Source organism: Bradyrhizobium sp. USDA 4503 (assembly GCF_054055815.1).
In genome coordinates, this window is sequence record NZ_JBSRXS010000001.1 from 2,548,437 (window position 1) to 2,570,485 (window position 22,049).

At 65.3% G+C, this 22,049-nt stretch carries 28 protein-coding genes; 8 read left to right on the top strand and 20 right to left on the bottom strand.

Going from position 1 to position 22,049, the window contains the following annotated elements:
• Nucleotides 1-4: 4 nt before the first annotated feature.
• The 6 genes from ACVMIH_RS12435 (at nucleotide 5) to ACVMIH_RS12460 (ending at nucleotide 2,187) form a co-directional block, all read left to right on the top strand.
• Complete coding sequence (locus tag ACVMIH_RS12435; protein WP_168856709.1) at nucleotides 5-238, top strand: hypothetical protein; 234 nt, start codon at nucleotides 5-7, stop codon at nucleotides 236-238.
• 68 nt (nucleotides 239-306) lie between these two features.
• Nucleotides 307-552, top strand: coding sequence for a hypothetical protein (locus ACVMIH_RS12440; RefSeq protein WP_076831538.1), 246 nt, complete (start codon nucleotides 307-309; stop codon nucleotides 550-552).
• Between the two features lie 174 nt (nucleotides 553-726).
• Nucleotides 727-915 (top strand): hypothetical protein, encoded by a 189-nt coding sequence (locus ACVMIH_RS12445; RefSeq protein ID WP_141339737.1) that lies wholly within the window; start codon nucleotides 727-729, stop codon nucleotides 913-915.
• Between the two features lie 55 nt (nucleotides 916-970).
• Nucleotides 971-1,150, top strand: a complete 180-nt coding sequence (locus ACVMIH_RS12450; RefSeq protein ID WP_141339738.1) for a hypothetical protein — start codon at nucleotides 971-973, stop codon at nucleotides 1,148-1,150.
• A gap of 48 nt (nucleotides 1,151-1,198) precedes the next feature.
• On the top strand, nucleotides 1,199-1,519 hold the full coding sequence (locus ACVMIH_RS12455; protein WP_456862035.1) for a hypothetical protein: 321 nt from the start codon (nucleotides 1,199-1,201) through the stop codon (nucleotides 1,517-1,519).
• A 134-nt stretch (nucleotides 1,520-1,653) separates the two neighbouring features.
• On the top strand, nucleotides 1,654-2,187 hold the full coding sequence (locus tag ACVMIH_RS12460; protein WP_076831546.1) for a hypothetical protein: 534 nt from the start codon (nucleotides 1,654-1,656) through the stop codon (nucleotides 2,185-2,187).
• Nucleotides 2,188-2,222: 35 nt separating this feature from the next.
• Here ACVMIH_RS12460 and ACVMIH_RS12465 read toward each other — a convergent pair whose 3' ends face one another.
• The 3 genes from ACVMIH_RS12465 to ACVMIH_RS12475 form a co-directional block, all read right to left on the bottom strand.
• Entirely contained in the window at nucleotides 2,223-3,383 is a 1,161-nt protein-coding gene (locus ACVMIH_RS12465) for a DUF2652 domain-containing protein (protein ID WP_456855816.1), read from the bottom strand.
• Nucleotides 3,384-3,484: 101 nt separating this feature from the next.
• Nucleotides 3,485-4,333, bottom strand: coding sequence for an alpha/beta fold hydrolase (locus ACVMIH_RS12470; protein ID WP_456862036.1), 849 nt, complete (start codon nucleotides 4,331-4,333; stop codon nucleotides 3,485-3,487).
• Entirely contained in the window at nucleotides 4,330-4,698 is a 369-nt protein-coding gene (locus ACVMIH_RS12475; protein WP_456862037.1) for a hypothetical protein, read from the bottom strand. The genes ACVMIH_RS12470 and ACVMIH_RS12475 overlap by 4 nt, the downstream gene beginning before the upstream one ends.
• A gap of 494 nt (nucleotides 4,699-5,192) precedes the next feature.
• On the opposite strand from ACVMIH_RS12475, the gene ACVMIH_RS12480 reads away from it, so the two are divergent.
• Nucleotides 5,193-5,444, top strand: coding sequence for a hypothetical protein (locus ACVMIH_RS12480; protein WP_076831552.1), 252 nt, complete (start codon nucleotides 5,193-5,195; stop codon nucleotides 5,442-5,444).
• 57 nt (nucleotides 5,445-5,501) lie between these two features.
• On the opposite strand, the gene ACVMIH_RS12485 is transcribed toward ACVMIH_RS12480, so the two are convergent.
• The 5 genes from ACVMIH_RS12485 to ACVMIH_RS12505 form a co-directional block, all read right to left on the bottom strand.
• Nucleotides 5,502-5,741 (bottom strand): DUF6719 family protein, encoded by a 240-nt coding sequence (locus ACVMIH_RS12485; protein WP_026192929.1) that lies wholly within the window; start codon nucleotides 5,739-5,741, stop codon nucleotides 5,502-5,504.
• Between the two features lie 457 nt (nucleotides 5,742-6,198).
• The gene (locus tag ACVMIH_RS12490) at nucleotides 6,199-7,227 is read right to left on the bottom strand and encodes an IS110 family RNA-guided transposase (protein ID WP_057016162.1); all 1,029 of its coding nucleotides are present in this window, start codon (nucleotides 7,225-7,227) and stop codon (nucleotides 6,199-6,201) included.
• 250 nt (nucleotides 7,228-7,477) lie between these two features.
• A complete protein-coding gene (locus tag ACVMIH_RS12495; RefSeq protein WP_057019633.1) occupies nucleotides 7,478-8,194 on the bottom strand; it encodes an outer membrane protein in 717 nt (238 codons plus the stop codon).
• Between the two features lie 361 nt (nucleotides 8,195-8,555).
• Nucleotides 8,556-8,981 carry a hypothetical protein gene (locus tag ACVMIH_RS12500; RefSeq protein ID WP_456862038.1) on the bottom strand — a complete coding sequence of 142 codons (426 nt, stop codon included), beginning with the start codon at nucleotides 8,979-8,981 and terminating at the stop codon, nucleotides 8,556-8,558.
• A gap of 230 nt (nucleotides 8,982-9,211) precedes the next feature.
• Entirely contained in the window at nucleotides 9,212-9,532 is a 321-nt protein-coding gene (locus ACVMIH_RS12505) for a His-rich protein BRANT (RefSeq protein ID WP_225160213.1), read from the bottom strand.
• Nucleotides 9,533-9,815: 283 nt separating this feature from the next.
• On the opposite strand from ACVMIH_RS12505, the gene ACVMIH_RS12510 reads away from it, so the two are divergent.
• Nucleotides 9,816-10,364 carry a tetratricopeptide repeat protein gene (locus ACVMIH_RS12510; protein ID WP_141339741.1) on the top strand — a complete coding sequence of 183 codons (549 nt, stop codon included), beginning with the start codon at nucleotides 9,816-9,818 and terminating at the stop codon, nucleotides 10,362-10,364.
• A 181-nt stretch (nucleotides 10,365-10,545) separates the two neighbouring features.
• Here the strand turns inward: ACVMIH_RS12510 and ACVMIH_RS12515 are convergent, their stop codons facing one another.
• The 12 genes from ACVMIH_RS12515 to ACVMIH_RS12570 form a co-directional block, all read right to left on the bottom strand.
• Nucleotides 10,546-10,824: a hypothetical protein gene (locus tag ACVMIH_RS12515; RefSeq protein WP_057019637.1), complete on the bottom strand. Its 279-nt coding sequence runs from the start codon at nucleotides 10,822-10,824 to the stop codon at nucleotides 10,546-10,548.
• Nucleotides 10,825-10,970: 146 nt separating this feature from the next.
• Entirely contained in the window at nucleotides 10,971-11,663 is a 693-nt protein-coding gene (locus ACVMIH_RS12520) for a cation transporter (protein WP_456866464.1), read from the bottom strand.
• A gap of 198 nt (nucleotides 11,664-11,861) precedes the next feature.
• The gene (locus ACVMIH_RS12525; RefSeq protein ID WP_057019685.1) at nucleotides 11,862-12,164 is read right to left on the bottom strand and encodes a copper-binding protein; all 303 of its coding nucleotides are present in this window, start codon (nucleotides 12,162-12,164) and stop codon (nucleotides 11,862-11,864) included.
• A 29-nt stretch (nucleotides 12,165-12,193) separates the two neighbouring features.
• Complete coding sequence (locus tag ACVMIH_RS12530; protein ID WP_057019639.1) at nucleotides 12,194-12,667, bottom strand: cupredoxin domain-containing protein; 474 nt, start codon at nucleotides 12,665-12,667, stop codon at nucleotides 12,194-12,196.
• A 41-nt stretch (nucleotides 12,668-12,708) separates the two neighbouring features.
• Nucleotides 12,709-14,064, bottom strand: a complete 1,356-nt coding sequence (locus ACVMIH_RS12535) for a multicopper oxidase family protein (RefSeq protein ID WP_456862040.1) — start codon at nucleotides 14,062-14,064, stop codon at nucleotides 12,709-12,711.
• A gap of 12 nt (nucleotides 14,065-14,076) precedes the next feature.
• A complete protein-coding gene (locus ACVMIH_RS12540; protein ID WP_456862042.1) occupies nucleotides 14,077-15,504 on the bottom strand; it encodes a TolC family protein in 1,428 nt (475 codons plus the stop codon).
• Between the two features lie 9 nt (nucleotides 15,505-15,513).
• Entirely contained in the window at nucleotides 15,514-15,825 is a 312-nt protein-coding gene (locus tag ACVMIH_RS12545; protein ID WP_456862044.1) for a hypothetical protein, read from the bottom strand.
• 77 nt (nucleotides 15,826-15,902) lie between these two features.
• Nucleotides 15,903-16,355 (bottom strand): hypothetical protein, encoded by a 453-nt coding sequence (locus ACVMIH_RS12550; RefSeq protein WP_456862046.1) that lies wholly within the window; start codon nucleotides 16,353-16,355, stop codon nucleotides 15,903-15,905.
• Between the two features lie 127 nt (nucleotides 16,356-16,482).
• Complete coding sequence (locus ACVMIH_RS12555) at nucleotides 16,483-19,650, bottom strand: efflux RND transporter permease subunit (protein WP_057019641.1); 3,168 nt, start codon at nucleotides 19,648-19,650, stop codon at nucleotides 16,483-16,485.
• The gene (locus tag ACVMIH_RS12560) at nucleotides 19,647-21,089 is read right to left on the bottom strand and encodes an efflux RND transporter periplasmic adaptor subunit (protein ID WP_456862048.1); all 1,443 of its coding nucleotides are present in this window, start codon (nucleotides 21,087-21,089) and stop codon (nucleotides 19,647-19,649) included. The genes ACVMIH_RS12555 and ACVMIH_RS12560 overlap by 4 nt, the downstream gene beginning before the upstream one ends.
• 11 nt (nucleotides 21,090-21,100) lie before the next feature.
• A complete protein-coding gene (locus ACVMIH_RS12565) occupies nucleotides 21,101-21,502 on the bottom strand; it encodes a FixH family protein (protein ID WP_057019642.1) in 402 nt (133 codons plus the stop codon).
• A gap of 99 nt (nucleotides 21,503-21,601) precedes the next feature.
• Entirely contained in the window at nucleotides 21,602-22,003 is a 402-nt protein-coding gene (locus ACVMIH_RS12570; RefSeq protein ID WP_057019643.1) for a hypothetical protein, read from the bottom strand.
• Nucleotides 22,004-22,049: the final 46 nt, after the last annotated feature.

Sequence of the window (22,049 nt, forward strand, 5' to 3'; positions counted from 1 at the left end):
TGAGATGAAAATCGGACTCGCCCTTGCCTTCCTTGCCATCGGCTGCATCCCGGCAAGCGCCGCAGGCTGGACCTGCTCCGCCCCGGGTCTGATCTCCGGGTCGTATGATGGCGGCGATAGCGCCTACATCCATCTCACCGGCTTCCCGAACGGCAACAACTATCCTGTCGCGAAGAAGGGCAGCCGGGCCACCGGCACGACGAAGATCGGCACCCGCTTCGTCTGCACCCAACGCTAAGGCACACCGCCAATCCTGATCGGCCTGAAATTATCGCCGACCAGACTTCACCATTTTGAGGAATCACCATGAGATTGCTGATCTTGCTCGCAACCTTCGCCGCCACCATTTCGGCGGCCACCGCCGAAACCGCTGTCGAGCGCCAATGCGCGTCGGGCAAATGCACCTGCACCTACATCGCGTCGACCTGCAAGACCTGGAATCGCACCCATGGCGGCGACCTCGCCATCTGCGACAGCTACCGCGAGAGCTGCCTGCAGAGCGGCCGGTGGGACGACAGGAACCGCCACATCGACGTGGTGGTGAAGCGCTGAGGCAACTCGCCCTTCCGAACTGGCGCTGCGCCGCGGGGCCGGTTCGGAAAGCCGCTGCGACACTCCCCTGGCAGGAATCGTGGGATCCTTCCCGTAGGATCACCCATCCCTCGCCTTGCTTCTGTTCTTGCGGCCCCAAACGGGGTATGCAGAATGCGGGGTGGGACTCTGCCAATGACCTATTTGATCCTTGCCCGAGATGGCACCAGCCGAATCGTGCTGAAGCGCGACAGCGAAGACGCGGCCGAGAAGAAGGCACGCGAGCTGAAGGAGATGGGCTGGTTCGAAGTCGAGGTCCGCGAGGACAAGACGGGGCCGGTCACGTCGGCGCCCCCGGCGGATCGTCCACCGACGCTGCAATGACGCCTTGATGAACCTTTGCCGGGTGGCCCTTACAGATATGTGAGGAGCCGCCACCATGTCCGACACAGCACATTACCGCTTCCAATCCGATCAGGCGCGACGGCTGGCCCGGCAGGTGACCGACGCCGCGGTGCGCGACAAGTTGCTCGAAATGGCCGAGGAATATGGCCGCTACGCCGACCTGATCGAGGCCCGCAGCATCGAGCAGGTACCCGCTGCGGTAGCGGCCCATTAGGCTGGCCCCCGCCCCGTTCCGGACGGCTTACCGGTTCGTCCTCTCCTGATGCTCGTCCTCAAGGTGAGGCCAAATCCGCTCGACAACGCCCTGAGGATTTGTTCGGAACGTTATGCCCTTTCACGCGATTTTCCTCGCATGAGGGTCCGCGAATCCGACCGCAATTTGCTGCTTCTGGGCACGTTCACGCTGCTCAGCGTGGCCGCGGCCGGCCTCGTCGCCCTGCTGGATCCGGCACCCGCGCCGGCGAACCCCGCGCTGCGACCGCCTGCGAATCACGCGTCGGCATCGGATCAGGGATTGGCCCAGACCCGGGTCCGGATCGTCGGTACCCCGTTCGTCCCGAACACCAATCCCCGTCAACGCTGACCGTCCACGCCCGCGCGGCGTGTCACAATTATGTCACCGCGCCTACCAAACAGGCGTCTTCGTCAACCATCATGATGGCGAGCGCTTGATTCCGCGCGGTTGCTTTGCTGGAATCCGCGCGCTCAGGGTGCGCCATGAAGTGGATGAAAGAACGCGATCTCCTGATCGCGCAGACAATGGCTTTCGTACAGTCGGTGAAGGGCAAGCTGCCCGACGCCGAGCTTCCGGCGCCTGCCTCACGGACGGCGGCGGCGCCTGCCGCCCAGCCGACCGCCACGCCGCCTGCCGCTACACCTGCCCCCGCCGCCGCGTTGCCGATCGCCGCTGAACAGGCCTTGGCCGAGGCGGTCGCCACGCTCAGCGTCAAGGCTGAGGTGCGGGCTGCGGTCGTACCGCCTCCGCTTCCGGCGCCGACCGTGATCGAGGGCCTGCCCCCCGCTCCGTCGCCTTTGGCGGTGACGGTCGTCGAAGTTCCGCCTCAACCGGCGCAGCTGCCGCACTTTGCCAGGCTCGACATCAGCGGCGACTTCGGATCCGAGGTGCGGGAGCGGGTTGCGAATTTCCGCGCCCAGCAGCAGCGCTTCCTGAAGGAGCGCGAGGAATATTGCACCACGACCATGGCCAAGGTCCGCGCTGCGATCGACGAGCTGCCGCGCTCGGGCAAGTAACGCAGCCCCATTAGACCCGGACCGTGCGTTGGGCATCAGCCGCGCGCGCCCGACTTCACCGGCTCGGTCAGGAAGCGTCCGCTCGATCGCGTCAACGCCGGCTCCTCCACTGCATCGAGGGCAGGCTGCTTCCCTTCCAGCATGGATCGCAAGCCGGCGATCGCCTTGGTCATGCGTTCGGCGTATTTCACTGCGGCGCCGTCGACGAACTCTCGATCCTTTGGTTTAGGTTTGGCGACCCGCAGCTCCAGATGCGTCATTCCGTTTGGACCGTCCAGAACGGCGCGAGTCATCACGATCCGCGGCGCGCCGGGAATCGGAAGCGTGATGCCCACCGTGAAATAATCGGGCGGGCGCCAATCGAGCATCTCCTCAACGACGGTATGGTTGCCGTGCATGCAGTGGTTCCTGGTACCGGGACCGCGTCGTCCCTTGCCGGAATCCTCGACGATGGTGTCGGCGTCCCACCATTTCTGCCATTGCCCGGGCACGGTGAAAAACTCCCAAACCGTCTGCCGCGGCGCGGCGATGTCGAATTCCAGCATGACGTAGGCATCGTCGCGCGTCACCTGCATCCGGGTTTGCGCGTCTTCCTGCCGCCACGCCGCTTCCAGATCGCGCGCCCACAGCGTCACGTCGCCGATGACGTCGATGGTTTCGCGATGGGCGATGAGACCCTGCGCGACCGGGTCGACACCCATCGCGCGGATGGCCGCGTCGCTGTAGAGCGCGTAGGCGCGCCCGCCGATCTTCTCAGCAACCGTGTTCTTGAGCAGCCGGTGGACCAGAATGACGTCGCGCCCGGCGAGCTCCTCCCTGCCGCCCATCTTCTGCTTCACCATCTCGCCATGATGGATAACGAACTTGAAATCGAGATCGCCCATCGCGACGCAGGCCTGACACTCGCAAGTCGAGGCCTGGCGCACGCTGCGCAGGCGCCGGCGGAATTTGAAATAGGCGCCCTCGATCGCGTCCTGCAGCAGCGAGCCGTCGATCGTCTCGGCGGTGGTGTAGACGAACGCGGCGTCGCCTTCGAACTTGGCGAGGCGGAACGGCGGGCGCAGCGCTTTCACCACCGTATCCATGAAATCGGCGATGATATCCTGCGCATGGTCGAGCTCGACCGCCGCGAGGAAGTTGGTATAGCCGGAGATGTCGGCAATCGCGAAATAGGCCGCTTCAGCCTTCGGAAGCATGGGGACCTCCTGCGCAACCGGTTCACGCCCAATCGGGCGGACGCGCAGTCTGTCATACCGCGCCGCCCGAGGTCGAGGACCAAAGCAACCCCGGGCGTGCGCTAGCGGCCGCCGATCTTCTCCAGCACCGGCAGCAGGTGCGTGAGAAATTCGCCCGGATTCTCGCTCATCGGGAAATGGCCGAGGCCCTTCATGATGGTGGCCTCAGCCCCGGCAATGCTGTTCGCCACCGCCAGCGTCTCTTCCGGCGTGCAGGAATAGTCGTACTCGCCCGACAACAGAAACAGCGGGCAACGTCTGGTGTCGATCTCGGCGACGCGGGCCCGGATGTCGCCGTCGACCTTGTAGAAATAGAGGTCGCCCTTGAACACGCCGGGCCCGCTCTGCATGTAATGCCACAGCGTCTCCCACCGCTCCTTGTCGGGCGCGTCGGGGCCGACGAGGCCCGAGACGATGGCGGCGGCGACCTCGCCGCCATGCACGTCCGGCCGGTGCAGGAAATTCAGGTCGTAATAGGGATCGACATGCGCGCCGGCCTGCAGGCCGATGATGGCGCGGAAACGTTCGGGATGCTCGAGCGCGAGATGCAGCGCGATCCGGCCGCCGATCGAGCAGCCGATCACGATCGGCCTGTCGAGGTCGAGCGCGTCCATCACCGCCAGGATCATGGTCGTATATTGCGCGGAGGTGAGCTGGTACTCCTCGTCGTGCCAGCCCTGCGGCGGCGACGACTTGCCGTGCCAGGGCATGTCGAAGGCGATGACGCGATGGTTGCGCGTGACGCGCGCATCGTTCATCAGGCCGCGATGTTGCCGCCCGTCCGCGCCCGCGGTGTGCAGGCAGAGCAGCGGCGTGCCCTCGCCCGCCTCCTCGACATAGACGCGGTGGGCCCGGCCGAACAGCTCCAGATGCATGTAACGGCCGACGATCGGTTCGAACCTGGCGCTCATGCGGCCACTCCCTCGCGGCGCAGCTTGCCGAGCGCCTCCTTGAAGTAGCGCAGGTTCGCCATGAAGATCTGCAGCTCGCCCTCAGCCTTCAGCACGCGGCGCTTGATCAGCGCCATCAGGTCGTTCGAGCCCGGCGGCGGCCGCTTTTCGCAGAACCGGTCCCACTCCGCCTGCGAGGTGCGCAGCGCAAACGACGACGACGGCATCACGAACGGGCCCTTCGTCACCGCGACGATCCGGCCCTCATGGATCGCGATCAGCCAGGCGGGCGCGCCGATCTCGAGCAGGAATGTCGTGGTGAGGTAGCGGCCGCGCCGCACCAGGCCGGCGTCGCCGTTGACCCGTTCCTTCAGCGTGTCGATCATATCAGCTCCCCCGATCGCGGCCCGTCCGCGCAGGGCGCAGCGGGCGCTTGTTCTGCCGGCAATGATGGGAGGAATGCCGGTGCCGTCAATCGCCAGCGGCGCCGCGCGGCTCCGGCGTTTTCGCGTGGCCGCCACATACAGATTTTGGCGAGAGCCGGGAGATCTAAAGCCAGGACCAGACCAGCGCCACATTGGCGGCGCAGGCCGCGAGCAGCGCAACCGCAAGCGCGAGCTGCACGCGTTCGTAAGGGGGCTGGTGGATTGCTCTCATGGGCCGGAGCATCCGGCGATTCTACCCGGAGAGTCCCGGGGATTCTTTTTTCGGGGGTTTACCACCCGTTAAGGACTCAAGGCCCTTCCGCGAAAGAACCGAAATGACTCATATTTTCAGATGCTTGCCGCGGATGCTCGCTCACGGTTCCGTGACCGGAACGGCGATATTGCCTGAAACCCAAAACGGGGGCTGGCGTTGTCGGTTGTTTGGGGAACGACGAATGCCGTACGCGCTGTTTTATCAGGACGCCAAGCTGAGCAAGGCCTACCCGACCGAGGCGGATGTCTGGACACTGGCAAGGAAATCCGGCCTGGTGGTGGATGCCATCTCCGGAGAGGAGGAGTCCGCGCCGCGCCCGGTGCTGGATAACGACTACGAAATCCGGCCCTGTCAGCTCGAGCCGAACGAGGATCCGGCCAAGAACAAGGCCGATGCCGATCGCGAAGCACGCCTGGAGCCGCGGTTGAACTGATCAGACGGCAGGCTGGCCGGCGCGCAGCGGCGGGCCAATCGGTGCGGTCGCCCGCGCCTACGGCGTGGCCGTCGCCAGCGAGGCCTGTTCGGCGGCGAGCGAAACGCAAATCTTCCGCCGATGCAGACCCCGGATCGCGCCGGTCACCTTGAGCACCTTGCCAGCCGAGCAGGACGCGTCCTGCACGAACACGACCTCGTAGGGCGCGAGCGCCAGCGGTTCGGATTTGAGGATAGTCTGGGCAAGGCACGGCACGGAGACCGCAGAGAGGATCAGCCCTAACGCAAAACTACGCATGTTCGTTTGTCCACCAGCCCGGCGATCGCATAATAGCGCAGCACGATGAAAGTTCCGTGCAATGCAGGAATTATTTTTTGCATTGCACGATCAGGCCTGAACATCAGGTGAATGTGGGGTCGTAGCCCGGATGGAGCGGAGCGAAATCCGGCACTTCGTTCGTCGGATCGGCTGCCCCGGATTACACTGCGCTCCATCCGGGCTTCTGTAACGGGCCTTGGTTAGTCAATCCCTTTTCGCGTCATCCACTCGCCGGGCACTTGCTTCTGTACGGGATCGGCGCGAAGGCCGTCGCCTGATGGGGTGCATTGAGGAGCCGGCCGGCCAATCTACGGATTGCGTGGTCGTGAGCCACTTCCCGGATGGCGGCCTGACCGGATCCATCGTCCCAGCGGAGGGACTTCGCTCGGGGAGAGCCTGGTGTCGTGGCCCGCCCGGAACCGATTGCTGCTCCTGGCTAGATGGCCTTGGTCATCGGGTTGAACGGTTTGGTGTCGGCGAGCATGCGATGCAGGATCACGGCGAGCTTGCGAGCCAGCGCTACCTTGGCCTTGCGCATGCCTGCGCGCCGGGCGATCCGCATCGCCCAGCTCTTCAATGCCGAGCAATTCTTGACCGGCTTGGTCAGCATGACGTGAGCTGCCTGGTAGAGTGCCTCGCGCACGGAGGCATCCCCGATCTTGCTGATGCGGCCGGTGTAGTCGGTCTCACCGGACTGGTACTTCTTCGGGGTGAGCCCAAAGTGGGCTCCCGTGGCCTTCGAGGAGCGGAAGCGCTTCGGGTCGTCGATCGCCGCGGCATAGGTGAGCGCCACGATCGGACCAACGGACGGCGTTGTCATCAGGAGCTTGGCGGATGGATGCGTCCTGGCGAGCTTCTGGGTGTGCTTGTCCAGGCTCTTGAACTCCCGCAGCAGCACCGCATGGGCTTGGAGCAGCGCCGCCGCGACCAACTCCAGTCCGGGATGGCCGGTCACGAGCTCGCGGATGCGTCCGGCGAACGTGCGCTCGGTGGTCGCACCGACCTTCAGGCCAAAACCGCGAAGTATGCCGCGCAGGCTGTTCTCGACATCGCGAAGCTTGGATTGCAGCAGCTTGCGCGCCGTCAGGATGGCGCGGGTCTCCTGCGCCGCGACCGACTTGCAGTGCACCGGCCGGAACCAGCCGAGCCGCATCAACTGCGCGATCCGGCGGGCATCGTTGCGGTCCGTCTTCACCGGCATCGACTTGAAGGCTTCGCGAACGTGCCGCGTTTCCAGCAGCTCGACCGCAAGCCCTGCGTCTCGCAGACCCGCATACAGCCATTGCGACAAGGGGCCTGCCTCCAGCCCGATCCGTTCCAGTACCAGACCCAGCGACCGGAACCAGGCGATCAGCGCCGCCGGCTCGCTCGCAACCTTCGTCTCGCGCAAAATCTTGCCTGTCCCATCGACAAGGCAAACGCTCGAGCATTCCAAAGACACGTCAATTCCTGCATAGTGGTACATGGTCGTCCCTTAATGATGCTTGGAGCGGGCTTGCCCGACTCCGTTGAACACCATCAGTTTGAGGGACGACCGCCTTCCAACCAACAGGCCGCTCGCGAGCGCGCTTCCAAATTGCGCCGTAGCGAGCGGGCGGCCGGCCCGTTACCCCATCTACGGGTTCACCGCATCCGTCGTCATTCCGGGGCGAGCGGCTGGCCAACAAAAAGGCCGACCCGAAGGCCGGCCTTTCATTGATGTGATGAAGCCGCGATCAGTAGCGGGAGCCGACCGGGCCACCCCAGCCGAAGCGGTAGTTGACCCCGAGCTTGACGGTGTGCTCGTCGTTCCGGAAGCTCGTGCCGACGAGGTCGGCCGGGCCGCTGGTGAAGTTGGTCTTGCCGAAATTGTAGTACTGGTATTCGGCCTTCGCCGACCAGTTCGGGGCGAACATGTATTCGAGGCCCGCGCCGACCGTATAGCCGTCCTTGTGGCCGCCATCGGTGGTGAAGGACGCCGGCACGCCGCCGACCGACGCGGTGATGTTGTTGTTGTCGCGCCAGGCATAACCGCCCTTGGCGTAGAGCAGCGCCGGCCCCCAAGTGTAGCCGAGGCGGCCGGTCACCGAACCGATCTGGTCGGTATTGCCGGTCACCAGCGTTCCGCCCGGGAGCAGCACGCCATTGTTCGAGGAGCTGGGCAGCCAGGAATACTGCGCCTCGGCGCCCATCACCCAGTTCGGGGCGAACTGATAGTCGAAGCCGCCCTGCACGCCACCCATGAAGCGCGCGTCGCTGCCCATCAGGTTGTTGCCGTCGGTGAACGCGCCGCCGACATGGCCGCCGATATAGAAACCGGTCCAGTTGTAGACGACGGCGGGGGCGGTATAGGGCGGCGGTGCCTTGGTATAGGTGCGGGCCGGCATGTCAGCCGCAAACGCAGGGCCCGCAAGGGCGGCCAGCGCGACTGTGCCGAGCAAAAACTTCTTCATTTCTGATCCCCGTTACTAACGCTGCGCTGTAAAGCCAAACAACGTGACCTCAATTAGGTTGCTTTGGGGCAATGCCGCACCCGTGATGTTTCCGAGCTGTGACAGGGTCGCAACAACGCCCGTTTGTTCCCTGGCACAGAAGGTTTTTTTTCACCGGTTAAGCAGCCGCATCTCGGCTGGATGTAAGTCGCAGACGGCTAAAGTGAAGTTCAACGCTCCCCGAAAAGTGATCGGTTTCGCTAACGTTTCGATCAGGCTTGCGACAAGCCGCCGCGCAGAAGCGCGATCAGATCGCGCTCCTGCTTCTTGTTCGGGCATGATCCTTTCGGAAAAACCGCTTCACACTTTTCCGGATCATGCCTTAGCGCGGCATCTTTTCCAGTTCCGGAAATGCCGCGTAGGACGCGCCGGCGCAGGGCTCGGCGGGGTTGTCGAGGATGCGGTCGAGCCGGCCGTCGACAAACAGGACACCGCGCTCCCGGGCGGCGCGGTAATTGCCGTCGGTATCCTTCGCGCTGTAGCGCAGGCACACGACGTAGCGCAGCCGGCCGCCGACTGTGCGCTGCGCCGGCTCGGCGATAGCAGCCTCGCGGACCCCGACCGGATTGTTCAGATAGGTCCGCATGAAGGCTACGATCTGGTCGCGGTAACGGTCCGGGAATGGCTGGTTGGCGACGCCCCGGTCATCGGTGAAGGTGGTCGGCCCGCCGCCGTCGTCGCTGGTGAGGCAGCCGGCGAGCGGAAGCGAGAGCAGCAGGATGGCTGCCAGTTGTGATGAAATCCGCAAACGACGCTGTTCCCTGAGTCCCCGGAGGCGTCTCATAAACCGCCGGGCGGCCGAAGGGAATTCGCAACTCGGTTATTCTTCGCCCGGGTTCACAACCGGAGCCAGACGCACTCCGGCCCGTCGCCATTGGGGAAGCAATGGACGGACGGGCCGGTTCTGCATCCAAAAGGCGCAGCGGGGCAATGTGGATCGAAACTACGCCCCTCGGATCAGATTCAACCGCGCTTGGGTCAGCCGCGTTTGGCCGGCGCGACGTGCTTGGTCGCGACCTTCGCGTGGACGTGCTTGGTCGCATGCTTCGGCGACTTCACCTTCAGCATGCCCATGTGCTTGTGGTGGCGGTGATGGCGATAGTGCTTGTGGTGCATCTTGGCGTTGGCGTTGCGCACCTTCGACGGCAGCTGCTCGCTCTTGATCACGGGAGCGGCCTTGGTTGCCGGGGCAGTCGTGGTCGCCGGCGCGGGCGTTGCGGCCTTGCCGGTCTCGGCGGCGAGCGCGGGCGCTGCGATCACGGACATGGCGAGCAGCGCGGCGGAAATCGTCTTCAGCATGATGGTCCTCCTCGTCGGGATCGAGAGTTCTCCGGCCGGATGGTCGGCCTCACCGATCAATGCACGTGACCTTATGGGCCGCGCACTGAACCCGTTCTGAAGGACCCTGACGGACTTCATTCATGTGCATGACATCTCTGTCATGTTCTCCTCTCCGCCGGAAAAGCAGGATCACGCAATCGTGGGATCGGCCGGGAATGTTCTGCACCCCTGGGTGTTCAAGTCATCAGGCTTCGGTGTAGGATTACCGAGCACGATCAGGAACGATCAGGAGCAACCAGGAATGAGCAGGAAGACGAAGTTTTTGGGCCTCGCAATGCTCTCGATGACGCTCGCCTCCGGGCCGGTCATCTCGGCCTATGCCGCGGGCAGCGACAATCCCTCGCCGCCGGCTTCCGACAGCGGCAGCAGCAAGGGCAAGAAGGCGAAGAAGGACAAGAGCTCCGCGATCGACGATCAGAAGTTCCTGGCCGGCTATCGCGCCGCCTACACCACGATTTACGACAAGCACGACTATACCGCCGCGATCGAGCAGCTGAAGGCGCTCGGCCAGGATGATCGCGCCGACGTCGCCAACCTGATCGGCTACTCCTATCGCAAGCTCGGCGACTACAAGGTCTCGCAGATCTGGTACGAGCGCGCGCTGAAGGCCGACCCGGCCCACGTGCGCACCTGGCAGTATTACGGCCTCTGGCAGGTCGAACAGGGCAACCGCGATCAGGCGCAGTACCACCTGAACCGCATCGCCCAGCTCGCCGGCACCAACAGCGACGAATATCGCTCGCTCGCCGCAGCGCTGGAGAAGCCCCCGGGCACCGGCCTGGTTTACTGAGTTAAGGCAACCGCTTCCTACATCGAGCCGGCGTGGTCACGACGACTGCGCCGGCTTTTTGCTGCGCCGTAGGATGGGTGGAGCGCAGCGAAACCCATCCTGCTTCCGCGCGGATCAGAGGTGATAGGTATCGCTTCGCTCCACCCATCCCACGGATCAGCATAATCGTTACGGATGGAGATTACGGATAATGCTCGAGGCGACGATCGGGCTTTTGCGGGCGGCTCGCCCCCACCGTGTTGCCCGCGGCGCCGGCATCCGGCTTGGCCGGACGCGCGGCCTTCTCGACCGGCGGCCCGCTGTTGCCGGTCTTCTTGGCGCTGTTCAGCGCCTCGCCGGTGGTGGTCACGTTGGCGGCCTGCCCGGCCCCCGCCGAGCCGGCCGAAGGGCCTGAGCTTTGCGCCAACACGGTTCCCGATAGCACCAATGCCGCCATCAGTATTGCCGCGTTGATTGTCATGGAGGGGGCCTTCTGCGCTCGAATGATGCACAGCAACGCGCCGCTGCCACGGACGTTCCCACGGAGCCATGATTTAAGGTAAATGCGCGGCAAATTTCCGCCTTGGCGCGGCCTGTCGCAGGAAGCACCGGGCGTTTGCGGCTTCCTCAGCCATGCGCTGCTGACGGGCTGCGTAGCGCCGCCTCGCGATATTCGGCCCATGCCTGCCGCAGGATTTGCACCGACGAGGTGAGGAATATCGTCGCCATCACGGTGGCGGCGGCAAGGTCAGGCCAGGCCGAGACCGATCCCCACACGCCGAGAGCCGCCGCCATCACGATGAGGTTTCCGATCGCGTCGTTGCGCGAGCAGAGCCAGACCGAGCGGACATTGGCATCGCCGTCCTTGTACGGCAGCAGAAGCAGAACCGAGCCTAGATTGGCCGCGAGTGCCAACGCGCCGATGGCGCCCATCACCTCGGCCTTCGGCACGCCGAGCGCGAACGTCTGGTAGACGGTCGAGCCGAACACCCACAGCGCCATCAAGCTCAGCGACGCGCCCTTCAACAGTGCGGCGGAGGCGCGCACGCGCAGGCCGGCGCCGATCACCGCAAGGCTCAGTCCATAGGTGACCGTATCGGCAAGGAAGTCGAGCGCATCGGCCTTGAGCGCCTGCGATCCGGCAAGCTGACCCGCGATCATCTCGGTCAGGAACATCGCGCCATTGATGCCGATGACCGTCCAGAGCACGCGCCTGTAGCGCGGATCGAGGCCGTCAAAGACCGGAACGCCGCCCGAGCAGCCGCACGAATCGGCCGCGCGGTCGCGGTCCCCTGCCCGCACGCCGGCCTTGACCGGCAGCGTCAGCGGCGGTGGTGCGCAGCATTCTGCCCGCAGCAATCGTTCATTGCTCGTCCTTGCAGACGACAGGATAAGGCCGGCCACGCAACGCGTTCAAGCCGATCCATCCGGAACAGCTCCGGCGATCATGCGTCGCGGGTTCAAGGGCTGCCGGCTGCGTTCAGCCGACAGCCCAACCTGCTGATGCGGGCCGTCGCCTCACTTCGCCTTCTGGATCGCGGTAACGGTGTAGCCGCCGTCGCCCTCCTGGGCCTCGAACCGGACCTTGTCGCCGACCTTGACCTGCTTCAGCAGCGCCGGATCCTTGACCCGGTAAACCATCGTCATCGGCTCGTCCATGCCAAGGCTCTTGGCCGGACCGTGCTTGAGCGTGATCTTGCCCGCGCCCTCGTCGATCTTCTTAACCTCGCCATTGATCGCGGCGGCCTGCGCGAGCGCCGCGCCCAGGGTCAGAGCCAGCGCGAATGCGCCGGCGCCGGCAAGTTGGATCATCCTGTTCATCATTGTTGTGCTTTCTTTCGCTGCTGGTTTCATTTCACGATGACGCGGCCGCTCATCCCGTAGTCGCGGTGATCCGGGATCAGGCAGGAATATTCAAACGTTCCGGCCTTGGTGAATTTCCAGACGATCTCCGCGCTCTTCTTCGGTGCGAGGCGAACGCCGTTCGGATCGTCATGCTCCATGTGCGGATGCTTCTTCATCACTTCGGCATGCTTCAGATTCTCTTCGGTGGTCGCGAGCAGGAATTCGTGATCCTCGGTGCCGGCATTGCGGATCACGAAGCGGATCTGCTCGCCGCGCTTGACCTCGATGCGGAACGGCGTGAACTCCATCTCCTTCATCTCGACCTCGACCGTGCGCGAGGGCTTGCTCGGATCGCCGGGCTCGCCGGCCGAATAGGATTCGTGGCCGTGCTTCTCGTGACCACGCGACGGCACTGCGGTGACCGACAGCGCAATCAGCGCGATGCCGATGCTGGTGAGTTGCTTCACTGGATTCTCCATTCTGTGTTTGATGCTTGTCGTTGGTGAGTGAGCTGGATCCGCTACATCTTCATTCCCTTCATCGATGGCTTGCCTTTTCGCCCGGGCGCCACCGGCGGCTGGCGCGCGGGCTCGGCGGCGGGCGCCTCGACCTCATAGGCAACCGTGCCCGGCGGATATTTGTACGGTCCGGGGTCGGCGTAATCGTCGCGGCCGAGCCCCTCGCGGATCTTCATCACCGTGAACATGCCGCCCATCTCGATCGGCCCGAATTGTCCGGTGCCGGTCATCATCGGCAGCGTGTTGTCGGGCGCGGGCATCTCCATGTTGCCCATCGCCATGCCGGTCGATCCCATCACCATGGCGTCGGGCGCGAGCTTGCCGACCGCCTTGGCGAGATCCTGGCGCGACACGCCGATGAAGTTTCTGACGTCGTGGCCCATCGCGTTCATGGTGTGGTGCGACTTGTGGCAGTGGAACGCCCAGTCGCCCGGATTGTCGGCGAGCATGTCGAACGCCCTGACCGCGCCGACCGGCACGTCGGTCGTGGTCTCCGGATACTGCGCTGACACCGGCACCCAGCCACCGTCGGTGCAGGTCACCGCGAAATTATGCCCGTGCACATGGATCGGATGGTTGGTCATGGTCAGGTTGCCGATCCGCACGCGGATCCTGTCGCCGAGACGGATCGGCATCGGATCGATGCCGGGATAGACGCGGCTGTTCCAGGTCCACATGTTGAAGTCGGTCATCTCATTGACCTTCGGCAGATAGGTGCCGGGGTCGATCAGGTAGCTGCTCATGATGAAGACGAAGTCGCGGTCGACTGGCCGGAATGCCGGATCGCGCGGGTGCACGATGAACATGCCCATCATGCCCATCGCCATCTGCACCATCTCGTCGGAATGCGGGTGGTACATGAAGGTCCCGCTGTGCTTCATCTCGAACTCGTAGACGAAGGTCTTGCCCGGCTTGATGTGCGGCTGGTTGAGTCCGCCGACGCCATCCATGCCTGACGGCACGATCATGCCGTGCCAGTGCACCGTGGTGTGCTCCGGCAGTTTGTTGGTGACGAAGATGCGGACCTTGTCGCCCTCGACCGCCTCGATGGTTGGCCCCGGCGCCTGGCCGTTATAGCCCCAGAGATTGGCCTTCATGCCGTCGGCAAATTCGCGCACCACGGGCTCGGCGACGAGATGGAATTCCTTCCAGTCGCCGTTCATCCGCCACGGCAGCGACCAGCCGTTGAGCGTGACCACCGGCCGGTAGTCCGGCCCGCTGGCGGGATGTAGCGGCGGCTGCATCACCACCTTGTCCATGGTCGGCGCTTCGGGAATGGCGGCGGCCTGGACGCGGCCGCTGACCGCGCTCGCCGTGACCAGCGCCGCGCTACCCAGAAATCCTCGTCGTGAAAACATGTGCTGCTCCATTCAATGACCGCCGCCGGCCGCGGGCTGCGCGGCCGAGGCGATGGAAGACGGTGTCGATGCTGCGCCGGCCGAGCCGCCGCCGTTGATCGCGGTCTGCAGCTCGGATTGCGCCAGAAGGAAGTCGCGCCTGGCGTCGATCGCCGCGCGCAGCGAGGCGAGCCGCTGCCGCGCTTCGGTCAGCAGCGCGAACACGTCGACCTGCATGCTGGAGAAGCGCAGCTGCATCTCCTCGATGATGATCTGCCGCAGCGGCAGCACCTCGCGCTGGTAATGGCGCGCGATGTCGTAGGTCGAGCGGTAGACGCGGTAGGCGTCGCGCGCCTCGGAGCGGACGTTGATCGCCTTCTCGGTCAGGCGGTTCATCGCCTGGCGGTAGATCTCCGCCGCCTGGCGCACGCGCACCTCGCCGCCGTCGAAGATCGGAATCTGGAACTGGACGTCGAAGCCGCGCTCCCTGAACGGCGGGGCTTCGGGATCGTGCGTCCGCCTGTCTATGCCGGCGACGTCGAGCAGCGTGACGAAACGCGTCGCCTCGGCGAGATCGAGCGCCTTGGCGAGCGCGACGATTTCCATCCGCGCGATCTGCAGGTCGACGCGATGGCCAACCGCCGCGATCTCGATCGACGGCTGTTCCAATGGCCGCTTCGGCAGCAATGGCAACTTGCCGGGGATCCGGAAGCCGAGATCGCCGTCCCACAATCCGAGCAGGCGCGCCAGCCGCTCGCGCGAACTCGCCGCATTCTGCCGCGCGCTGGCGAGGTCGGCGGTGATCTCGGCGTAGAACACCTGCTCGCGGGCCTGGTCGAGCTTGTTCATGCCGCCGGTCTCGCCGAGCTTTTTCGCGAGCTGCGCGGTCGACTCCGCGGTCGCCTTCGCATCCGTCAGCAGCGCGACCGTCTCGTTCGCGGCCACCGCCGCGACATGGCTGCGCCGCACCTCGGCGGCAAGCCGCAAGGTGGCGAGCGCGGCCTTGAGCTGCGCCTGGCGGAAGCGCTCGCGCGCGATCTCGGAGCGGGCCGGAAGGGTCGCGAGCGCCAGGATGTCGCCGACCACCTGCCGCTCGACCTCGCTGGCGCCGTTGCCGCTGATGCGGGAGACCGAGAAGGTCGGGTTCGGCGGCAGGCTGTCGGCGACGTAATCGGTCTCCGCCAGCGCCAGTTCGTTATAGGCGGCCTGCAGCCCCTTGTTGTTCAAGAGCGCAACCTGCACGGCGGCATCCGCCGTCAAATTGCGCGCGAGCAGCCGCTTCACTGCGGCGTCGACGGTCGCGGCCTCATCCACCGACCGCACGAAGGCGACGTCCTTGCCGATCGCCTGCTCGGTCACCTCGGAGACAACGCCCATGCCGGTGTCGGGCGAGAACGACGCGCATCCCACGAGCGCGGATGACGCAAGCAGCAGGATCGGCACGATGATCCGATGTCGCATGGCGCCCTCCTACTGGTCCGGCTTGGCCGGCGGCGTCACGCCGTCATTGCGCTCGCGCCAGGGCAACGGCGTCGCCGGACGCAGGCTGCTGTAGGGCGCGATCGTCGAGCGGTAGCCGACGGCGGCCGTCCCCGCCTCCGGATTTGCCGGATCGCCTGCGACGGCGACCGGCCGGCCGTCGGCCATGCAGCCGGCGAGCGACGCAGATGCGAGGATGGCGGCGGCCATCCGCGACAGCAATGTGGGTGGCGCGCGCCGGCCGAGCCTGTTGCCAAGCCTGGTGGCCACGGCGGCGAGCCTCGCCCCGAGATGCGAATACATGGATCTGTCCCGATCATCCGATGAATAACAGGCGTGCGCACGCAAGCGTGCGGCACCGCCACGATGTCAGCGAACGATCAGGCGATGGGGGGACGATAGAGGCGCGGAGGCGCCTCGCTCCGCAGGCTCTGATAAGCCTCGGAAAGACGCGTGGCGATCGGGTGCAAGGGAGCAGCGACGAATGGAAGATCGGCCGGCAGCGCCGACACGCACATCAGCGCGCAGCACGGCCCCGGCGAACTCTTGCCGTCGTGGCTATGCTTCACAGGCGGCGCAGCATCATCGGCTGCGTGTTGCATGTGCATGCCGCCAAGATCGTGGGCGGCATGATCGTGCGTGACGGCTTCGGCATGCGCCATCGACGCCGCGTGAACATGCGCCGCGGCGACGGGCTGCACCTCATCGGTCAGGCACGGAAACGGCGCCCCGAATGCAAGCGCGAAGGACGGCGCGAGCACGCAAAACAGATAGGCCAGGATGATGGAACATCCCGCCCGCAACCGCCCTGATCTCGTCAATCGCACCAGCACCCGCTTCGCATCTCCGACCGCCGCAAGCTAACCGCAAATCAGCTCGCTGCAAACCGCCATCAGCTATATACCCCCTTGGGGTATCACTCAATCCGATTTGAAACTACCAACAGGCGTCATGTTTCCATCACATCCTTGCCTGCTGGCGCGCGGCACAGGAAGCAACTTCGGGTGCCGACACTCTCGCTTCGATCTTGATGCCCTTCACGACGGCGAAGATCGCGGGAATCACGATCAGCGTCAGCAGCGTCGACGAGATCATACCGCCGATCATGGGCACCGCGATGCGCTGCATGATCTCCGAGCCGGTGCCGGTGCTCCACATGATCGGCAACAGCCCGGCCATGATGGCGACCACCGTCATCATCTTCGGCCGGACGCGCTCGACCGCGCCCGCGATGATCGCGCGATTGAGGTCGTCACGATCGATCGTGCGTCCCTCCTCAGCGCGATGCGCGGTGATCTCGCCCAGCGCCTGGTTGAGATACATCAGCATCACGACGCCGGTCTCGGCGGCAACGCCGGCGAGCGCGATGAAGCCGACCGCGACCGCAACCGACAGGTTGAAGCCGAGCGCCCACATCAGCCAGAAGCCGCCGACCAGCGCGAACGGCAGCGACAGCATCACGATCATGGTCTCCGCCACCGAGCGGAAATTGAGGTAGAGCAGCAGGAAGATGATCGACAGCGTCACCGGCACCACGATCCTGAGCCGCGCCGCGGCGCGTTCGAGATATTCGTACTGCCCGCTCCAGTCCACGTAGGTTCCGGGCGGAAACTGCACGCCGGCCTGCACCGCGCGCTGCGCGTCCGCGACATAGCCGCCGAGATCGCGATCGCGGATGTCGACATAGATGTAGGTGGCGAGTTGCCCGTTCTCGGTCCGGATCGTGGTCGGCCCGTGCGCCGGCGCGATGTCGGCGACCTCGCCGAGCGGCACCGCGCCGCCCGCCGGCATCGGCACCAGGATGTCGCTGGCAATCGCGCCCGGATTGTCGCGCAAATCGCGCGGATAGCGCATGTTGACGGTGAAGCGCTGGCGTCCCTCGACCGTTGTGGTCACGCTTTGGCCGCCGAGCGCGGTCGCGATGGTGTCCTGCACGTCCTGCACCGCAATGCCGTAGCGCGACAAGGCCTCACGATTCGGCGTGATCTCGAGATAGTAGCCGCCGAGGCTGCGCTCGGCATAGGCCGACGAGGTGCCGGGCACCCCACGCACGACCTGCTCGACCTGTCGCGCAAGCTTGTCGATCACGGCTAGATCGGGACCGATCACCTTGACGCCGACCGGCGTCCTGATCCCGGTCGAGAGCATGTCGATGCGCGCCTTGATCGGCATGGTCCAGGCGTTGGATACGCCGGGGAATTGCAGCGCCTTGTCCATCTCGGCGATCAGGCGGTCGAGCGTGAGGTCGGCGCGCCATTGCGGTTTCGGCTTCAAATTGATGATGGTCTCGAACATCTCCGACGGCGCCGGATCGGTTGCGGTCGCGGCGCGGCCGGCCTTGCCGTAGACCGAGGCGACCTCCGGAAAGCTGCGGATGATGCGGTCCTGCATCTGCAGCAGCTCGGCCGCCTTGGTCACCGAAATCCCCGGCAGCGTGGTCGGCATATAGAGCAGCGTGCCCTCATTGAGGTCGGGCATGAACTCGGTGCCAAGCTGCCGCGCCGGCCAGATCGAGACGGCGACGGCGCCGAGCGCCAGCAGGATCACCAGCGTCTTCGCCCGCAACACGGCGTGGATGACCGGACGGTAGATCCAGATCAGGAAACGGTTGATCGGATTTCTGTGCTCGGGGACGATCCTGCCGCGGACGAAGATCACCATCAGCGCCGGCACCAGCGTCACCGACAACAGCGCCGCCGCCGCCATCGCGAACGTCTTGGTGAACGCAAGCGGCGAGAACAGCCGCCCCTCCTGCGATTCCAGCGTGAAGATCGGCATGAAGGACACGGTGATGATCAGCAGGCTGAAGAACAGCGCCGGCCCCACCTCCGCCGCGGCCTCGATCAGGATCGCGACCCGCGACCTGCCGGGCTCGGCTCGCTCCAGGTGCTTGTGCGCGTTCTCGATCATCACGATCGCCGCATCGATCATGGCGCCGATCGCGATCGCGATGCCGCCGAGGCTCATAATGTTGGAGCCGATGCCGAGCAGCTTCATCGCGCCGAACGCCATCAAGACGCCGACCGGCAGCATCAGGATCGCGACCAGCGCGCTGCGGACATGCAGCAGGAACAGGATGCAGACCAGCGCGACCACCGCGCTCTCCTCCAGCAATGTGCGCTTCAGCGTGTCGATCGCCGCATAGATCAGATTGGACCGGTCGTAGACCGGCACGATCTCGACCGACTTCGGCAAGCTGCTCGCGATCTCCCTGAAACGCTTCTTGACGTTCTCGATCACGTCGAGCGCGTTGACGCCGAAGCGTTGCAGCACGATACCGCTCGCGACCTCGCCCTCGCCGTTCAGTTCAGTGATGCCGCGCCGCTCGTCGGGGCCGAGCTCGACGCGGGCGACGTCGCGCAGCAGCACCGGCGTGCCGCTATCGGTCTTCAGCACGATGTTGCCGAGATCGTTGATGTCCTTCAGATAGCCCTTGCCGCGGATGACATATTCGAACTCGGAGAGCTCGACGGTGCGGCCGCCGACATCGGCGTTGCTGGCACGAATCGCGTCGCGCATCCGCTGCATGGTGATGCCGCGATCGCGCATCCGCTGCGGATCGAGGATCACATTGTACTGCTTGACGAAGCCGCCGACGCTGGCGACCTCGGCCACGCCTTCGGCCCTGGCAAGCGCGAATTTCAGGTTCCAGTCCTGGATCGTGCGGGTGTCGGCAAGGTTCAGCTCTTTCGACATCACGGCATACTGGTAGACCCAGCCGACCCCGGTCGCATCGGGCCCGATGGTCGGTGAGACGCCGGCCGGCAGCCGCGACGCCGCGCCGTTGAGGAATTCGAGCACGCGCGAGCGCGCCCAGTAGATATCCGTGCCGTCCTCGAAGATGACATAGACGAAGGAGACGCCGAAGAACGAGAAGCCGCGCACGACCTTCGACTTCGGCACCGTCAGCATCGCCGTGGTCAGGGGATAGGTGACCTGGTCCTCGATCACCTGCGGCGCCTGGCCGGGATATTCGGTGTAGACGATGACCTGGGTGTCGGAGAGATCGGGGATCGCATCGAGCGGCAGATGCAGCAGCGCGTAGAGGCCCGCGGCTGCCGCGAAGCCGGTGCCGAACAGCACCAGCAGCAGGTTACGCGCCGACCAGGCGATGACACGGGCAATCATCGCCGGTCTCCCGTCTTGTCGCCCTCGCCCGCCTGGGCAGCACCGGCCTCGGCAAAGCCCTTGATCGCCGCCTTCAGGTTGCTTTCGGCATCGATCAGAAACGTCGCTGATGTCACGACCGCGTCGCCTTCGGCGATGCCGTCGCGGATTTCGACATAGCCCTCGCCGCGCCGCCCGAGCTTGACCTCGCGCGGCTCGAACCGCCCGTTGCCGCGGTCGATCAGCACGCTCTGGCGGCTGCCAGTGTCGAGGATGGAATTATCGGCTACCGCAAGTACCGGCGCCGGGCTGCCGGTGTCGATCTCCGCGTCGACATACATGTCCGGCAGCAGCGCGAGGTCGGCATTCTGCAATTCGATCCGCACCCGCGCGGTGCGCGTCTCCTTGTTGACCTGCGGATAGACCACGCTGATCCGGCCGACGAAACTGCGGCCGGGATAGCTGCGCGCGCGTACGGTCACGTTCTGCCCGACCACGATATTGCCGAGATCGCGCTCGGCAACGTCGACCAATGCCCACACGACAGAGACGTCGGCAATCCGAAACAGCACGTCGCCTTGCTGCGCGCGCATGCCCTCGATGGCGGCACGCTGCAGCACGATGCCGTCGCGCGGCGACAGCCACTGGATCGCGATCGGAACGGTCCGGCTCTTCTCCATCTCGGCGATGACGGGTTCGGGAACGTCGAGATTGGTCAGCCGCTGCTTGGAGCCGCGTCCGTAGGGCTCGATGTTCGCAGTCGCCTTCGACGTGATGGTCGCGACATATTCGGCCGCAGCGGACGATATTGCCGGGCTGTAGATCTCCATCAACGGCTGGCCCTTCGTCACACGGCTGCCGGTCGTGACGTCGGCGACTTTCTGCACATAGCTCTCGGCGCGCATTGCGATCACCGACACCCGCCGTTCGTCGAGCTGGATCGTGCCGGGTGCGCGGACCAGCGTACGGATGCGGCGCATCTGCGCGGGCTCGGACTTGACGCCGCTGCGCTGGATCCTGCCGGGCGACAGCGTGATCGAACCGTCGTCGCTGTCATCGCCGTCATAGACGGCGATGTAATCCATCCCCATGGAGTCCTTCTTCGGCACCGGCGAGGTGTCGGGAAGTCCCATGGGATTGCGATAATATTTCACCTTGCGCTCGCCTTTCGCGGCGGGCGCGCTCACGTCTGCCGATTGCCCGGGCCCGCCGGCACCGCCGTCGTCATCGGCAAACACCGGCAGATAGTCGCGCCCGTCAGGCGTCTTCTTCGGTGTCGCCGAATAGAGCGACTTGCCGTCGGGATCGCGGTAGTAGATCGGCGCAGCAGTCTCCGCCGCCCGCGCGACGGCGACGATCGCAGCGGTCACCGGCCGCGGCGGCAGGTTGCGGCCGATCCATGCGGCGCCTGCCGCTGCCGCGATCGCAGCGGCAGCGCCGGCCCATGTTAAGGCGCCCATTGCTCGGCGGCTCATTGCTCGGCCGTGACGACGAGCTTTTTCTCGACCGCGCCGGTCTCGCCCTGCACCTTGGCGCCGAGCGACAATTGCCAGCGCCCGGCCATGCCGAAGGTCGCCTTGAACCGGTAGGTGCCGGGCTCGGTGCCCGGCATCGGCGTCACCTTGGTGGCCATCTCCTGCATGCCGTCGGGTGCCATGTCGAGCCGGGTCGAGAAGATGACCGCGTCGGGCACGGCTTTCCCGCTCGTCTTGTCGACCAGCCGCACCGTGACGATGCGATCGGCACCCGCCTTGACCGTCGGCTGCACCAGCTGGAATTCGTAGTTCTTGATCTCGGCGTGGGCAGACATGCCCGTCACGGCAACGCCGATCAGCGCGGCGGCGGTGGCGCGCGCCAGGTGGAAAGACTTCATGGTGATGATCCTCGATACGTCTGATGAGCCGCGTGAGCGGCATGCAAAGGCACGCGCGCCATTGGCGCACGCGTCAGCGATCAGGCGCTGGCGCGCCCGTCAGACGGTGGTTCGAGGCGGATGGTCGGGAGGTTTGGCGCCAAGGCCGTCGAGCAGACTGTCGTCATGGGCGGCGATCCGGCTGCGCAGCGGATCGCGCTCGATCAGCGACATGGCGCCGGCGGGCACCGGCAGCGAAACGCTCAACATGCAGAGCGCGAGGAACGGACAGTCGTCGCAGCCCTTGCTCTTGCCCTGGTCCGGACAGCACGGCATGTCGTCGGCCAGCGCCTGCTCGGACATCGCCTGTCCAGACATGGCGTGATCGTCCGGCATCGCCTGCATCGCAGCGGCGGAGGCATCCGGCATCATCCGGGCAAATGCCGGCGCCACGGGCGCGAGCAACAGCCCGGCCGCGACGAGCAGCAGAATCCAGAGATTGGCGAGCCGCCTCAGATGCATGCCCGCTTCTCGCACGGATCAGTGCACGGCGCAAATCCGTCCGGCT